The following is a 15,008-nucleotide window of genomic DNA, read 5'->3' as shown; positions in this document are numbered from 1 at the left end:
TCCGATGGTCTGCACGTGTGGCCTTCCCCTGAAAAGGCTGATGTGGTGCACACGCTACGGCGCACTGGTCCGTTTTGCGCAGTGAAGATCGTCACGCCGCGTGACAATCACCCGAAGAGGGTGAGGGGTGCTCACCCGTGCAGCGGGATCGTCCGAGCCCACCGCCGGATCGCGACGTACGCACGATCGCGGACGGCGGGCTCGGAGAGCATCACGTCGTGGAGCGCGCGGTGCACCCGGACCACCGTGACGTCGTCCCCGAGCGACAGCGACCGGTGTGCCACTGCGTCCACGTTGAGGGCGACGTCGGAGTGGGTCATCGCGTCCGACCACCGGGGGCCGAGGTTGCTGTGCGTGCTGAGCAGCACGAGCACGGGGATGTCGAGGTGCAGCCCGCGCGCCACGGTGTCCTGACCGGCGAACACCGCCGCGAGCCACCCCGGGTGCAGCGGGAAACCGTGCACCGGGCGCCAGTGCTGGTCGTACGTCCACGATCCCTCGGCCTCGCTCGACACCGTGCGCGTGTAGTGACCGGGGTCGACGACGGGCATCGGCGCGAGCGGGTTCCGACGGGCGCCGAGCTTGACGAGCGGTGTGAGCACCTCGCGTCCGAGCGCGCTGGCCTGGAACTCGAGCCACGGACTGTTCAGGACCAGCCCGTGGGCGCGGCCCGGGTGCCGTGCTGCCCACAGTGCCAGGGTGAGGCCGCCCGTGGAGTGTCCGAGGAGCAGGAGACGACGCCTCGGTCTGTCGGACGCACCGTGCCCCATCACGGCGAGCGCCGCCTCCAGGTCGGTGTCGTAGACCGTCAGGTCGTCGGTGTACCCGGGCGTCTGCCCGGTCAGCAGACTGCGGCCGTACTTGCGGAGGTCCACCGCGTGGAACCGTGCGCCGAGCGCTTCGAGGTGTTCGGCCAGCTCCTGCTGGAAGAAGTAGTCGGACCAGCCGTGCACGTACAGGACGTCGGCTCCGCCCAGCGGGTGGCGGTCGCTCCGTCGGGTCAGTGCGCTGGACCAGACCCCCGGTGGTCGGTGCGACGACGTCCGCCGCACCAGCGTGGCGACGACCGGCCCCTCGGCGTCCGGCTCGAGGTCGAGTCGGAATGCCTCGTAGTCGGGGCCGAGCACGTCCGGGCGCCAGTCCGGGAGCGCCCCGGTGTCGGACCGGAACGGCTGGTGGTCAGTCGAGCGCATCGCGCACGGCGATCGCGGAGGGCGGCGGGTCCGACGAGACCGACGACACCAGCCCGGCGGCGGCGAGCGCTTCGGAGACAGACCGGACGGCGGCCGAGCGGACGTGCTCTCGGGCACCCCAGGGCGACCAGAAGCGGACGGTGACGTCGACCGAGGCCGGCGTGACGGTGTGCACGAAGACCTCGGGCGGGCGCTCCGACCGGTGGCCGAGCGCGGAGACCGCGGCGAGCACCGTGGTGGTGACCGCCTCGACGTCCGGCGGCTCGCGGACCCGCAGGCGCACCTCGTTCCGGACCGCGCCGGACTCGCTGGCGTTCCACAGCGGGTTCTCGAGCAACATCGTGTTCGGCAGGCGGACGGTCCGGCCGTCCGCCGCGCTGAGCAGCACGGAGCGACCGGTCATCTCGATGATCCGACCGGAGATCCCCTCGACCTCGATCCCGTCCCCGATGCGCACCGGTCGACGCGCCTGGATCACCAGGCCCGCACCGAAGTTGGCTGCGATCCCGCGGAGCGCGAGGAACGCGACGGCGCCCACGATCACGACAGCGGCGAGCACCGGCTGCAGCGGCGCCCCGAGCGCCGTCAGCACGATGCCGATCGTGAGCAGGAGGATCGAGTACCGGACGAGCCGGGCGATGAGGTTGGTGGGGCCGGGGCCGAGGCCGCTCCACTTCGACAATGCCGCCGCGACCCCTCGCCGTGCCCACCCGGAGGCCAGCCAGCCGACGACGAGGACCACGGCTGCGAGGACCACGTCCCAGACGCCGAACGACGAGCGCTCGATCAGGGTGTTCAGGAGGTCCTGCACGACAGTGCCCGACCGTCGTCAGCCGGTCAGCGGGCGTCGACCGCTGCGATCGGCGGCGGGAACCACGTGCCGTCGAGCGCGGGCCTCCGAGCCACGTAGAGGCGCAGGTTGAGCGAGAACCCGCGGCCGGCCGGTGTCGGGAGCCAGTTCGGTTCGCCGGCGTCCGACGGGCGCTCCGGCGCGAGCCAGATGCTCGTGCTGCCGTCGTCGTTGCGCACGAACGACGCCTCGGAGTTCACGTCGTAGCGCTCCAGGTCGTTCGGGACCACCCGGTAGTCGGGGACCGAGTAGAGCGTCAGTGACCAGAACGCGTCCACCAGGGCGTCCGGCTCGCCGGGCGCGAAGCGGACCTCGTACGTCCTGCTGCCGTCGAGCAGCGCGCCGTCGTCGCCGAGCTGCCCCACGTAGTAGATGGCTTCGTCCACGACGTTCGCCCAGAGTCCGCCGTAGTCGACGATGTCGCGGGCGAGCACGTCGTTGCCGAACCGTCCGGCTGCGAACGCGACGGACCAGCCGTTGCGTTGCGTCCCGAAGCCCTTGGTGCCGGCGAGGAACGCGGGCCAGGCCTGCGTCCGGATCACCCTGTCGACGTGCTCCGCCGCGTCCGGCCCCGAGGCGGCGAAGTCCGCGACCGCCGAGACGAGCGCGACGTACCGCGGGGCGTCCGGCATCGCGTCCGGCGCGGTCTCGAGCAGGGCCGGGCCCACGCGGAACGCCTCGACTCCGGGCAGTTCGGCGTTCGTGAACTCGGGGACGGCCGGAGGCGGTGCGATGTCGATCCCCGCGGGTGCGTCGATCCTGAAGCGTCGTTGGAGCGCGACGGCTTCGTCCGGGGTGTCCTGCAGCTCGACCCTCGCGAGGATCTTCGCCTTGGGGCCCGGCAGGTCGACGACGAGTGCACTGTCGTCGATGATCGGGTCGGTGCCCGCGAGGCGGAACGCCACCGTCCCGGACGGGTGGTCCGGGAAGTTCCGTTCGTTGACGTTGACGATCACCTCGCCCCAGACGTCCATGACCTGCACGGTGAAGTACCGGCCGTGGATCTCCGGCACCTCGAGGAGCACCGCGTGGTCTCGGTCGACCGCGATCCATGCCTCGAGGTACGCGACGTCGAGGTTCGGGTTCACGAACTCGGCGGACCCGACGGGGTTGTACTTGATCCGGTTCCACCCGACTCGTTCCACCTCGATGTCGTGGTGTTCCTGCCGAGCCACGAGCAGGCGCCCGAACAGGTAGAGGTAGGCGTCGACGACGTCCTGGTCGGTGGGTGTCGTGGTGCTGACGTCGCTGGTCATGTCCGTCCCTCGGTCCGTGGCGCCCGCGGTGCGGCGGGTACCGGCAACGATCGTGGTCCTTGCGGGCGACTGGCTCGCCCCATCGGGGTGATATCCCCCTGCGCTGCGGGTCTGCGGGTCGGCGGGCATGCGGGCAGGCGGGTCTGCGGGTCTGCGTGTCTGCGGGTCGTCGTCCGGCCGTGACCGAGCAGGGTCGGAGTTCACCCGGTCCGGGGGAGACGTGCTCGGCTGCGCGCTGCAACGCTCGTGCAGCGGGTCGGCGCCGTCGTGGATGCCGACCGTCTCGTCGACGAAGGGAACGACAGTGGGCATCTCGGACGACACCGCGCGGGACGCGTACCTCTACGGGTACTCGATGGAGAAGGCGTACGAGTTCCTGTACGAGACGACGATCGAGCCCGGAGTCCGGCTCAACGAGTTCCAGAAGCTCCGCGACCTCGCTGACGACACGTACACGGCGCACCCGACGATCAACAACGACACGCTGCACCTGCAGGGGTGGTTCGACGTCGCCGCGGAACCCGTCGTGGTGCGCGTCCCGGACGTGGACGGCGACCGTTACTGGATCCTGCACACGATGGACATGGGGCACTACACGACGGCGATGATCGGCTCTCGGACCCGTGGGGCTTCCGGCGGCACGTTCCTCTTCGCGGCGCGCGACTGGGCCGGCGAGGTCCCGGACGGCGTGGACGAGGTGATCCGCTCCGACTCGAACCTCATCAAGGTGATGGGGCGGATCATGACGACGGGTGGTGCGGACCTCGAGATCGCCCGCTCGCTCCAGGACCAGTGGACCCTCGAGACCTTGTCGGAGCACGGAGGCACCCGCGCACCGGCGCCGGTGGTCCGGGACTTCCCTGACCCCGCCGCGACGACGTGGTTGCACCGAGTGGACTTCCTCCTCGCGGACGGATCGATGGCCCGGGCGGACGCCGCCTGGCTCGTCGGCCTCGACGCCGTCGGCGTCGAACCCGGTCGGACCGAGTTCTCCGACGACCAGCTCGACGCCGCCGCGCGCGGCGAAGCACTCGGGATGCAGCACCTGACGGAGCTCGTCCCCACGGTGTCCAGCTCCAAGGGCGTCCTCGGCACTCGTGACGAACTGCAGGACGCGCCCCGGGACGTCTTCGACATCGGGACACTCGTCGGACAGTGGGGACTGCCCGCAGTCGAGTCGGTGTACGTCAAGATCGAGTCCGCTGCGGGGTCGAACGAGTACATCAACGGGTCGGGGGGACGCGAGTTCCGCGCGAGCTTCCCCGCTCCGGACGTCTCGGAGTTCTGGTCGGTCACCGTGTACGGGGAGGACGACCGCTTGATGGCCCACAACAGCATCAACCGCCACAGTCGCGGTGACCGGACGCTCACACCGGACGAGAACGGCATGTACTCGATCCTGCTCAGCGCCGACGTCGACGCGCACGCCGACGACCCGGAGTTCCTCCCGATCCCCGAGAAGGACTCGTACCTCATCCTCCGTCTCTACGGACCGAGCACAGCCATCCAGGACGGTGACTTCACGCCTCCGGTGTTCACACCGGTGCCGGCGATCAGCACACCCTGAGCGGCCAGGATCAGCGGGGCCTCCGCACTTGCTCCGCGTCCTCCCTTCGTCGTATGGTCAGCGCATGCTGACCATTGCCTCGAGGCACGACGTGCTGAACCGTCTCGGGCGGGCGCTCTCCGACCCCACGCGTGCGCGGATCCTGCTCCGGCTGCTCGACGGACCCGGCTACCCAGCGCGGCTCGCCGAGGAACTCGAGTTGACGCGGACGAACGTGTCGAACCACCTGGCGTGCCTGCGCGGCTGCGGGATCGTCGTCGCCGTGCCCGAGGGGCGTCGGACCCGCTACGAGATCGCGGACCGCAACCTCACCCGCGCGCTCGAGTCCCTGGTCGACGTGGTGCTCGCGGTGGACGTTGCCGACGACGACGGATGCGAGGTCGAGCGGTGACCACGGCCGCGGTGTCGCTCACACCGGCTCGTGTCGGCGTGCTCCGGCGACGGATCCGGTGGATCGTCGCGGCGACCATCGCCTACAACGTGATCGAGGCCGGCGTGGCGATCGCCGCCGGTTCGGTTGCCTCGTCCACCGCGTTGATCGGCTTCGGGCTCGACTCGATCGTCGAGGTCCTGTCGGCAGCGGCCGTCGCGTGGCAGTTCGCCGGGCGCGACCCGGAGGCCCGGGAACGAACGGCACTGCGGGTGATCGCGGTCTCGTTCTTCGGGCTCGCCGTCGTGGTCAGTGTCGATGCCGTCCTGACCTTCACGGGTGTCCGGTCGCCGGAGCACAGTCCGGTCGGCATCGTCCTGGCCGCGGTGAGCCTGGCCGTCATGCCGTTCCTGAGCCTCCTCGAACGGCGGACCGGACGCGAACTCGGTTCGGCGTCGGCGATCGCCGACTCGAAGCAGACTTTGATCTGCAGCTACCTGTCGGCGGCGGTGCTGCTCGGCCTGCTGGCGAACAGCCTGTTCGGCTGGTGGTGGGCCGATCCGCTCGCCGGACTCGTCGTGGTGGTGTTCGCCGTGCGCGAGGGACTTGAAGCCTGGCGCGGTGACGCGTGCAAGCAGCCGGTGTCGGCGCTGACGGGGGAGCGCGAGGGCGACGGCTGCGACTGCTGTTGAGCGAAGTCTGCCCGCGGACGGCGGTTCAGTCGGCTTCGGTCTCGCGGACGTGGCTGACCGCATCGCCGACGATGTGCGCGATGTGCTCGTCGTGCAGCGAGTAGACCGCGTTCCGCCCGATGCGCTCGACCTGCACGATGCCCGCGAGCCGCAGCGTGCGGAGGTGCTGGGACACCAGGGGCTGCGACAGCTCGGTCGCTTCGGCGAGGGAGCCGACGTCGGAAGGCTGGGAGATCAACGCCGACAGGATCCGGAGTCGGGCGGGCGAGGACAGCGCCTTGAAGAGTTCGGCTGCTGCTTCGATCCCGTCTGACATGGACTCATGTAAGCGCAGGCGCATACGTGCATGCAACACGACGGCCCCGGCGCGGTGCGTCGGGGCCGTCGTGCAGGTCCGTCGATCGGTGCTGATCACAGGCCTGCGCTGATCAGGAGATCAGTGCTCGTCGTAGTGGTCGCCGTGCTGGGCGTGCTTGTGTCCGTCGTGGACGAAGTCGACGTGGTCCTCGTGCTGGACCGTCTCGTGGCCGCAGCCGTCCTGGTGGGTGTGCTCGGCGACGGTGTGTTCTGCGCTGTTCTCGTGCTCGGCCATGGTGACCTCCTGCTGATCGTCGGTTGGGATGCCCTCAGCGTAGATCACGTATGCAGAAGTTGCAATACATTTATAGATGAGAACGGATGTCAGCCCGGGAACCGCTGGGTTCCCGCGACGGCCGACGTCGGCAACGCGTCCGCGGGGATCGCGACGCCGGCGGTGAGTGCCGACGTCCACTCCGCGGTCGGTGCGACGGCGGCGAGGTTCGACTGCAACAACGCCATCAGGGTGCGGTGCACCGTCTCGGCGGACACGGCCCCGCCGGCGTTGACGATGTTGATCGCGCCGGTCGCGTCGGACAGCACCTCGACCGAGACGCCGAGTGCCTCCGCCTCGGCTGCCGAGGCGATGATGCAGTTGTTCGTCATGAAGCCGACCAGGGTGACCGTGTCGATCGACCGCTCCTGCAACCAGGCGAGCAGGTCCGTGTGGGCGAAGACGGAGCTGAACTGCTTCGTGACCTGATGCCACTCGGGCGTCCGTCGCCGCTCGATCTCGGGGTGCAGGGCGAACGCCTCCGTCGTCGGGTTGAACACCGGCGCAGCGTCACCGGCGGTGTGCTGGACGACGACGATCGGCGTGCCGGCAGCGGTCGCGGCGTCGATCGCGGTCGTGATCTGCGCGAGCGCGTCGCGGACGGGCGGGAACCGGACCTCGAGTGGACCGCTGAAGTACTCCAGCTGGATGTCGACGAGGACGAGGGCGCGCTGGGGATCGGACACGGGAGCTCCTTGGGTCGGTAGGCGTACTCGACGATCCTCGTCCGCCGATGCGCTCGGTGCGATTGGCACGCGTGCGTCGGTACGATGGATCCAGGCCAAACCGGAGGAGTCCCGCGTGCGGATCGCCATCTACGCCTTCGACGGCATCACGATGTTCCACCTGTCGGTCCCGCAGATGGTGTTCGACGAGGTCACCCGGCTCGGTCTCGCCGACTGGGAGACCGTCGTGTTCTCCGACCGGCACGGTTCGGTCCGGACCGCCGAGGGACTGACGCTCGGTCCCGTGCAGGGGCTCGACGCCGCGGCGGAGGCCGACCTGGTCGTGGTGCCGTCCTGGACCGACGACGGCACCCGACTGCCGGCACCGACGGAGCGGGCGGTCGTCAACGCGCACGCGCGGGGTTCGGTCGTGGTCGGTCTGTGCCTCGGGTCGATCGCGGTCGCCGGTGCCGGGCTCCTCGCGGGACGCAGCGCCGTCACGCACTGGCGCGAGGTCGACCGGCTCGCCGCCGCACACCCCGACGTCACCGTGGACGCCGACGTGCTCTACGTCGACCACGGTGACGTGCTGACCTCGGCGGGCACGGCGTCCGGGCTGGACGCGTGCCTGCACGTCGTGCGGACGCGGCTCGGCGCCGAGGCAGCGAACCGGGTCGCGCGGAGCCTGGTCGTCGCGCCGCACCGCGAAGGCGGGCAGGCCCAGTACATCGAGCGGCCGGTCGTGCAGCGTCGGGGCGACGACCCGGTGGCGACGGCATCGGCCTGGGCGGTGGAGCACCTGGACGAGGAGCTCGGCGTCGACCGACTCGCTGCGGCGGCCCACATGAGCCGCCGCAGCTTCGTCCGGGCCTTCAGGGCGTCGACCGGCACCACCCCGGCGGCCTGGGTACGGAGTCGCCGTCTGGACGAGGCCCGTCGGCTGCTCGAGACCACCGACCTGCCCGTCGACCGGATCGCCGCAGCGTGCGGGTTCGGCAACCCGGTCACGCTGCGGCAGAACTTCGCCGTGGCGTTCGGCAGCACACCCTCGAGCTACCGCCGACGGTTCGACGCGAGGCCCTGACCGGCCGGCTGAACGAGCGCGTTCCATCCCATGACGGCTGCAATGGGAACGCGGAACGGGCATACCTAGTCGGAACGACCGACCGGGTACGCCCGATTCGACCAGGTGTGCCCGGGGCCGCCCTACGACGACGTGGGCGGTGACGCTACCGATTCGATGCCGTCCAGCCGCGCCTCTTCCGCGTCGTACCCGGCACGCACCTGACGCAGCACCAGGTCGTCGATCTCGTCGGCGTCCCGCAGGCGCAACAGGGTGTTCGCCTTGTGCTGGACGAGTGCGAGCTCGAGGGCGACCGCGTTGTCGTGCCGCTGCAGCGCGGGGTGGTCGTCGTCGTCCCCTTCGCGGGCCTCGATCACGTCGAGGTGCGCCTCGTACTCCTTCCGCAGGCGATCGACGGTGGCACGATCGGCTCCGGTCGACCGTGCGAGGCGGGGGAGCGCATCGAGCGCCTCCTCGATGGCGGTGCGTTCGGCGTAGCGACGTTCCTCGCTGACGGACTCGTCCTCGGGCAGCGCGGCGCGACGCAGGACGGCCGGCAGCACGAGCGCCTGCCCGACGATCGTGACGATGACCACGCCGGCGGTGACGAAGACGATGAGGTCCCGCTCGGGGAAGTCGCCGCCGGACTCGAGGGTGCGCGGCACGGCGACGGCCATGGCGAGCGACACCGCGCCCCGGAACCCGGCGAACCCGCTGACGAGCCGGTCGCGGTGGCCCTCGCGGGGTTCTCCGCCGGTGCGTCGGGTGACGAGCCAGATGGTCCCGCCCGCGGCGTTGAGGAACGCGAACCGCACGATGACGAGCAGCACCGCGACCGCGAAGACGATGCCGGTCCCGCGCAGCAGGTCGGCGGGGTCGAGTGCACGTGCGGCGACCATCGCCTCGATGCCGACCAGGACGAACAGCGCGCCGTTGAGCAGGAAGGTCAGGAACGACCAGAACGCGCGCACCTGCTGGCGGGTCTCGGCACGGTCCAGCTTGGGACCGACCTGGCTGACGACGATGCCGGCCGCCACGACGGCGAGCACGCCGGAAGCGCCGATGGCCTCGGCGGCCAGGAAGGCTGCGAAGGGCACGAGCAGGGTGACGAGGTTCTCGAGCACGACGGTGTCGACGCGCCGCAGCACCATCGTCCCGATCCACGCGGCCGCGAGCCCGGCGGCGACCCCGCCGATGTAGGACAGGACGAGCATGCCGGACACGCCCCAGAACGTGAGCTCCTGCGTGCCGACGGTGACGGCCACCGCGATGCCGTAGACGACGAGGGTGGTGCCGTCGTTCACCAGGCTCTCGGCGCGGAGCACCGTGACGTTCCGCCGCGGCAGCATCTTCGTGAGCACGCCGACCGCGGTCGCGTCGGTCGGGGCGACCGCGGCGCCGAGCACCCAGGCCGGTCCCCACGGCATCCCGAGCAGGTGCAGCAGGACGGCGACGGCACCGGCGGTCACCACGACGAGCAGGGTGCCCATCAGGACGATGCCGCGCAGGTTCTTCCGGATCTCGCGGAGCGACGTCGTCAGGCTCTCCCAGTAGAGCAGCGCCGGCAGGAACAGCAGCAGCACGGCCTCGGCGGGGAGCTCGACGTCCGCGAACTCCGGCACGAGCCCGAGCAGCGCGCCGAAGACCAGGAGCAGCACGGGTGGTGCGATCCGGATCCGGTCGGCCACGGCCGCCGTCAGTGCGATGGCGAGGCCGAGCACGACCACCAGTTCCGGTCCCAGCACGTGCACTCCGATCGTCGTCCGACCCGCCAGTCAACGCCGATCCACGGTGGATCCTTCCAGAACAGCCGGACGACGCGCCGCACACAGCCGGACGACGCGCCGCGCACAGCCGAACGACGCGCCGCACCACACCGCACGACGCGTCACGAGCGCCCGCTCACACCGCCCGCGGCCGCCGCACCACCCGCCGCCACCACGCGCGCCACGGCAGGGAACTCACCAGCGCCGACCCGATCACGACGGTCCCGAACCACCCCACGACGACGCCCGGGATCGGCACGAGCAGACTCGCCCACAGCAGCACCGACAGCACCCCGAGGACGTACGCCGCCCCGGCCTTCAGGTACCGCAGCCGCTTGAGCCCCGCAGCCTGGTCGACCCGCGAGGTCAGGCGGGCCAGGAACACCGCGCCCACCCCGATCGCCCCGATGGCGACCGCGGCCTGCTCGAGCGCCCCGAGCCCGTCCGACCCGAGCGGCCCGGACCCGGACAGGCTGTACACGCCGTCGAGGATCTCGAAGAGCATGAACACGACGAGCCCCCGCTCGAACACGACCGTCGACGCGTACAGGTGGATGCGCCAGGCTCCCCGGCCCACGCCGATCGACGCCGTGTCCGACCCGCCGCCGGGGCCACCGCGAAGCGCCCACGCCGCGGTCCGCTTCGACACGAGGTACGCGGCGATGCCGGCCACCCCACCGAGCGCGACCGGCAACAGCGCACCGGCGGCCCAGCCGGAACGCGACCCGACGAGCACGGAGGTCACGACGACCCCCGTCGCAGCGGTGACCAGCGACCAGACGCGCGGTCGCGCGACGGAGGCGAGCCGCGCCTCCAGGCTGCCCAGCCACGACCTGCGGGACGCGCGGTCGGTGTTGAACAGGTACTCGGCGAAGACCTGCCAGATGAACGCGGCGCCGAAGGCGGCGAGGGCGGGACGCACCTCGGCCAGGTGCGCGGAGAACGAGCCGGGCGCGAAGACGGCTTCCTCCACCGAGCTCGCCGGGTCGGTCGCGTCACCGACCGCGACGGCGGCCGGCGGCAGGAGCAGGCGCATCGCGAGCACGCCCGCGACGATTCCGAGCGACAGGAACAGCCGCCGGGCGGGGGAGTGCAGCCGGCCGGCGATGCCGGCCATCGGCACGGACGAGTCCGCGGCCATCGCGATCTCGAGGAACGCGAGGGCGACGAAGGCGAGCGCTGCGGCGGGGCCGAGCACCAGCCAGGCCGCCGCGGCGGCCGCGACGGTGATGAGCAGGGGGACGGTCAGGAGTGATCTCGTGGCCATCTGCCCATCCAGCACGGTCGGGCTGGGCGGCGCATGGAGCGCTCCTGGGCATCGGCCTGGAGGCCCGTGGGGACCCCGCAGAACGGGTGACGGCCCGTCCCCACTTGCGGGGACGGGCCGGTCGGGGGAAACGCAAAACACCGGTGTTCGCGTGCTGAACCGCGGTCTGCGCGTGTTCAACCGGCGAACACCGGTGTCTTGCGGGGGTTCAGCGTCAGTCGTGGAACGTCTCGATGGACGCGCCGAGCGAGTTGAGGCGCTCCTGCAGCTGCTCGTAGCCACGGGCGATGATGCCGACGTTGCGCAGGACGCTCTCGCCCTTCGCCGCGAGCATCGCCAGCAGGATCACGACGGCGGGCCGCAGCGCTGGCGGGCAGCTGATCTCAGCGCCGGAGAAGTGCGTCGGGCCGGTCACGTCGAGGCGGTGCGGGTCACGCAGGGTGACGCTCGCGCCCAGGCGGGTGAGGTCGAGCAGGTGGATCGCCCGGCCCTCGTAGACCCAGTCGTGCACGAGCGTGGTGCCCTCGGCCATGGCCGCGATGACGACGAAGAACGGCAGGTTGTCGATGTTCAGGCCGGGGAACGGCATCGCGTGGATCTTGTCGATCGGCGCGTGCAGTTCGGACGGGTACACCGTGATGTCGACGAGGCGGGTGCGGCCGTTGGCGGCGGCGTACTCCTCGGTGACGTCGAAGCGCAGGCCCATCTCGGCCAGAGTCGCGAGCTCGATCTCGAGGAACTCGATCGGCGCCCGGGTCACGGTGAGGGTCGACGCGGTGACGATGCCGGCGGTCAGCAGGCTCATCGCCTCGACCGGGTCCTCGCTCGGCCAGTAGTCCACGACCTCGTCGATGCGGCTCTTGCCGGTGATGCGGAGCGTGGTGGTGCCGATGCCCTCGATCTGCACCCCGAGCAGCTCGAGGAAGAAGCAGAGGTCCTGCACCATGTAGTTGGGGCTGGCGTTCCGGATGACGGTCTCGCCGTCGCGGGCCGCGGCGGCGAGGATCGCGTTCTCGGTCACGGTGTCGCCGCGCTCGGTGAGCACGACCGACTTGGTGGGGACGGCCTGGTTCGCGACGTCGACCTCGTACCAGCCGGAGGTCGCCTCGACGTCCACGCCGAACGGACGGAGCGCGATGAGGTGCGGCTCGACCGTGCGGGTGCCGAGGTCGCAGCCGCCGGCGTATGGCAGGCGGAAGGACTCGTACCGGCCGCTGAGCGGGCCGAGGAACATGAGCACGCTGCGGGTGCGGCGGGCGGCGTCGGCGTCGATCGCGTCGAGGTGCAGGTCGTCGGGGGCGACGATCTCGAGGGTCTCGCCGTCCTCCGACCAGGTGACGCTCGCGCCGAGGCTGCGGAGCACGTCGATGATGCGGTCGACCTCGACGATCCGGGCGACCTTGTGCAGCCGGGTCACGCCGCGGTTGAGCAGCGAGGCGCAGAGCAGTGCCACGGCGGCGTTCTTGCTCGAGTTCACCGCGATGGAGCCGCTGAGCTTCCGGCCGCCCTGCACGCGCAGGTGGGCACGCTGCGGGGCGCCGCCGATCGAGACGATCTGCTGGTCGAGGGCGTCGCTGATGCGGGTGAGCATCTCGAGGGACAGGTTCTGCCCGCCCTGCTCGATGCGGTTGATCGCGCTCTGGCTGGTGCCGACGCGTTCGGCGAGCTGGGCCTGCGTCATGCTGCGGCCCTTGCGGGCGCCCCGGATCAGGGCGCCGACCTCACGGAGGGGTGCTGCGGTCGCCGGAGATGCCGGCGAGACGACGGTGGTGGTGTCGGTCATGCGCGCCACGCTAACACGCTCATGAGATAAAGCGGTGGAAGATCGACACCCGTCGCGCGTCCTGAGGTCTCGAATACGTCACAGTTGGGAATTTCGGGGGACGACGCTCAGGCATCGGTCAGGCGGCCGTCGACGACGGTGACCAGGCGGTCGAGCGCGTCGCGGTGGACGAGATCGTGCGTGACGAGCATCGTCGCCGTGCCCTGCTCGTGCGTGAGGCGCGCGATCAGCGCCATGATCTCGGCGCCTCGCTCCTGGTCGAGCGCGCTGGTGGGTTCGTCGACGAGCAGGACGGACGGGGTGTTCACCAGGGCTCGGGCGATGGCGACCCGTTGCCGTTGGCCGCCGGAGAGCTGCGCGGGTCGCTTGCCGCGGTGCTCGGCGATACCGACCGCTGCCAGCAGCGCATCGGCACGGGTGCGCACCGCGGTCCGGTCTCGGCGGCCGCCGCCGAGCTCCGCCATGACGAGCAGCTGTTCCCGCGCGGTGAGCGACTCGATGAGGTTCGACTGCTGGAAGACAATGCCGACCTGGTCGCGGCGGAGCGTCGTCGCCTCGTTCCGGCTCAGGGTCGCTGCGTCGACGTCGTCGATCCACACGTGCCCGGAGTCCGGGCGGATCAGGGTCGCCGCGACCGCGAGCAGTGAGGACTTCCCGGAGCCGGAGGGCCCGGTGATGCCCGTGACGACCCCGCTCGGAGCGGTCAGGGACACGCGGTCCACCGCCGTGATGCGGGAGTCGCCGTCGGGGAAGGTGAGGGTGACGTCGTCGAGGGTGATCATCGGTTGCTCCCGAGTGCGGTGAGGGGGTCGGCCCTGGTGACGGTGCCGAGTGCGACGGCGGCACCGGCGAGGCCGAGGATGACCATCACGGCGGCCGGCAGCAGGGTGGTGAGCGGGCTGAGCAGGAACGGCAGGACACCGTTCGCGAGCGTCCCCAGGACCGCCACGAGACCGATCCCGACCCCGACGCCCGCGGCCAGGACGACGAGTGCCTGGCCGAGGGCATCGAGGACGAGCGACGCGTCGGAGGCGCCGAGGGCCTTCAGGACGGCGATGTCGTCGGCACGCTGCAGCGTCCACACGGTGAAGAACGCCCCGACGACGAGCGCGGAGACTCCGAAGAGCATCACGATCATGAGTCCGAGGGACCCGACCTCCGACTTGAACGTCTCGAGCGCGGTGAGGCTGGCGAGCGGCGACACGGCGACGGTGCGCGTGCGGTCCGCCGTGCTGCCCCAGTCCGGCGTTCCGGAGACGGCGAGCGCGGTCGCTTCGCCGTCCCCGCCGAGGCGCCGGTCGGTCGACGCCCACGCCGTCGGGGAGAGCGCGACGACGGGGGTGTGGCTGTACCACGCGTCTCCGCCGACGGTGGCGACCCGGTAGGTCGTCCCGGTGATCGTGACCGCGTCCCCGACGGCGACGTCGAGGTCCTTCGCTGCGCCGGCGGACAGGCCCACCGTGTCGTCGGACCTCGGAGCCAGGTCGGTCACCGTCGACGTGGGGGCTCCCCGTGGGACGCCGAACAGGGCGACGGCGACCGCTGGTGCGGCTTCGGCGTGCACGGCGGCGCGCCCCTGTGCGATCCCGATCGGCGTGACGTGCTCGACGCCGGAGGACTCCCGCCACGCGGACACCGTCGCGGCGTCGATCGTCGACTGCGAGAACGATGGTTGCCCGGTCGAGGGCTCCTGCAGCACGAGCCGGTTCCCGGGGAGGCCGAGGACCGCGGACACGTTCTGCGCGGCGAGGCCGCCGGTCAGGCCGGCGAGGAAGCCGACCAGGAGGGTGATCAACGACACCACGGACCCGATGAGCACGAACCTGCCACGGGCGGATCGGAGGTCGCGCCAAGCGACGAACACGATGGTTCCTTCCCGACGGCGGGGACGCTCCCTGCCGTCCA

Annotated in this window: 15 protein-coding genes; 4 read left to right on the top strand and 11 right to left on the bottom strand. The window is 71.1% G+C overall.

Annotation, left to right across the window (positions count from 1 at the left end; translation table 11 throughout):
- Positions 1 to 131: 131 nt before the first annotated feature.
- The 3 genes from DEJ09_RS07295 to DEJ09_RS07285 are packed head-to-tail and all read right to left on the bottom strand — an operon-like array spanning position 132 to position 3,299.
- Positions 132 to 1,193, bottom strand: a complete 1,062-nt coding sequence (locus DEJ09_RS07295) for an alpha/beta hydrolase (protein ID WP_111088063.1) — start codon at positions 1,191 to 1,193, stop codon at positions 132 to 134.
- Positions 1,180 to 2,004, bottom strand: coding sequence for a mechanosensitive ion channel family protein (locus tag DEJ09_RS07290; protein ID WP_111039545.1), 825 nt, complete (start codon positions 2,002 to 2,004; stop codon positions 1,180 to 1,182). Before DEJ09_RS07290 ends, DEJ09_RS07295 begins: the two co-directional genes overlap by 14 nt.
- A gap of 26 nt (positions 2,005 to 2,030) precedes the next feature.
- Entirely contained in the window at positions 2,031 to 3,299 is a 1,269-nt protein-coding gene (locus DEJ09_RS07285; protein WP_220034919.1) for a DUF1214 domain-containing protein, read from the bottom strand.
- Between the two features lie 304 nt (positions 3,300 to 3,603).
- Here DEJ09_RS07285 and DEJ09_RS07280 point away from each other — a divergent pair, with 304 nt between their 5' ends.
- The 3 genes from DEJ09_RS07280 (at position 3,604) to DEJ09_RS07270 (ending at position 5,928) form a co-directional block, all read left to right on the top strand.
- On the top strand, positions 3,604 to 4,866 hold the full coding sequence (locus tag DEJ09_RS07280) for a DUF1254 domain-containing protein (RefSeq protein WP_220034918.1): 1,263 nt from the start codon (positions 3,604 to 3,606) through the stop codon (positions 4,864 to 4,866).
- Between the two features lie 64 nt (positions 4,867 to 4,930).
- A complete protein-coding gene (locus DEJ09_RS07275; RefSeq protein WP_111088061.1) occupies positions 4,931 to 5,257 on the top strand; it encodes a helix-turn-helix transcriptional regulator in 327 nt (108 codons plus the stop codon).
- Positions 5,239 to 5,928, top strand: a complete 690-nt coding sequence (locus DEJ09_RS07270; protein WP_111088060.1) for a cation diffusion facilitator family transporter — start codon at positions 5,239 to 5,241, stop codon at positions 5,926 to 5,928. Before DEJ09_RS07275 ends, DEJ09_RS07270 begins: the two co-directional genes overlap by 19 nt.
- 25 nt (positions 5,929 to 5,953) lie before the next feature.
- On the opposite strand, the gene DEJ09_RS07265 is transcribed toward DEJ09_RS07270, so the two are convergent.
- From DEJ09_RS07265 to DEJ09_RS07255, 3 genes are all read right to left on the bottom strand, one after another.
- Positions 5,954 to 6,244, bottom strand: a complete 291-nt coding sequence (locus tag DEJ09_RS07265) for a helix-turn-helix transcriptional regulator (RefSeq protein ID WP_111030022.1) — start codon at positions 6,242 to 6,244, stop codon at positions 5,954 to 5,956.
- A gap of 120 nt (positions 6,245 to 6,364) precedes the next feature.
- Positions 6,365 to 6,520, bottom strand: coding sequence for a hypothetical protein (locus DEJ09_RS07260; protein WP_017887460.1), 156 nt, complete (start codon positions 6,518 to 6,520; stop codon positions 6,365 to 6,367).
- Positions 6,521 to 6,609: 89 nt separating this feature from the next.
- On the bottom strand, positions 6,610 to 7,245 hold the full coding sequence (locus tag DEJ09_RS07255; protein WP_111088059.1) for an isochorismatase family protein: 636 nt from the start codon (positions 7,243 to 7,245) through the stop codon (positions 6,610 to 6,612).
- Between the two features lie 115 nt (positions 7,246 to 7,360).
- Here DEJ09_RS07255 and DEJ09_RS07250 point away from each other — a divergent pair, with 115 nt between their 5' ends.
- On the top strand, positions 7,361 to 8,308 hold the full coding sequence (locus DEJ09_RS07250) for a GlxA family transcriptional regulator (RefSeq protein WP_111088058.1): 948 nt from the start codon (positions 7,361 to 7,363) through the stop codon (positions 8,306 to 8,308).
- Between the two features lie 122 nt (positions 8,309 to 8,430).
- Here the strand turns inward: DEJ09_RS07250 and DEJ09_RS07245 are convergent, their stop codons facing one another.
- The 5 genes from DEJ09_RS07245 to DEJ09_RS07225 all read right to left on the bottom strand — a co-directional run bounded on the left by DEJ09_RS07245 (position 8,431) and on the right by DEJ09_RS07225 (position 14,967).
- On the bottom strand, positions 8,431 to 10,032 hold the full coding sequence (locus DEJ09_RS07245) for a Na+/H+ antiporter (protein ID WP_071404013.1): 1,602 nt from the start codon (positions 10,030 to 10,032) through the stop codon (positions 8,431 to 8,433).
- 157 nt (positions 10,033 to 10,189) lie between these two features.
- Positions 10,190 to 11,320, bottom strand: a complete 1,131-nt coding sequence (locus DEJ09_RS07240) for a DUF475 domain-containing protein (RefSeq protein ID WP_111030026.1) — start codon at positions 11,318 to 11,320, stop codon at positions 10,190 to 10,192.
- 214 nt (positions 11,321 to 11,534) lie between these two features.
- The gene (locus DEJ09_RS07235; RefSeq protein ID WP_181431587.1) at positions 11,535 to 13,103 is read right to left on the bottom strand and encodes a UDP-N-acetylglucosamine 1-carboxyvinyltransferase; all 1,569 of its coding nucleotides are present in this window, start codon (positions 13,101 to 13,103) and stop codon (positions 11,535 to 11,537) included.
- Positions 13,104 to 13,210: 107 nt separating this feature from the next.
- Positions 13,211 to 13,885 (bottom strand): ABC transporter ATP-binding protein, encoded by a 675-nt coding sequence (locus DEJ09_RS07230; protein ID WP_111088057.1) that lies wholly within the window; start codon positions 13,883 to 13,885, stop codon positions 13,211 to 13,213.
- Complete coding sequence (locus DEJ09_RS07225) at positions 13,882 to 14,967, bottom strand: ABC transporter permease (RefSeq protein WP_111088056.1); 1,086 nt, start codon at positions 14,965 to 14,967, stop codon at positions 13,882 to 13,884. Before DEJ09_RS07225 ends, DEJ09_RS07230 begins: the two co-directional genes overlap by 4 nt.
- Positions 14,968 to 15,008: the final 41 nt, after the last annotated feature.

This window comes from Curtobacterium sp. MCLR17_055 (genome assembly GCF_003234305.1).
In the GTDB taxonomy this organism is placed as follows: Bacteria; Actinomycetota; Actinomycetes; order Actinomycetales; family Microbacteriaceae; genus Curtobacterium; species Curtobacterium flaccumfaciens.
This window is presented reverse-complemented; position numbering and strand designations above follow the sequence as displayed.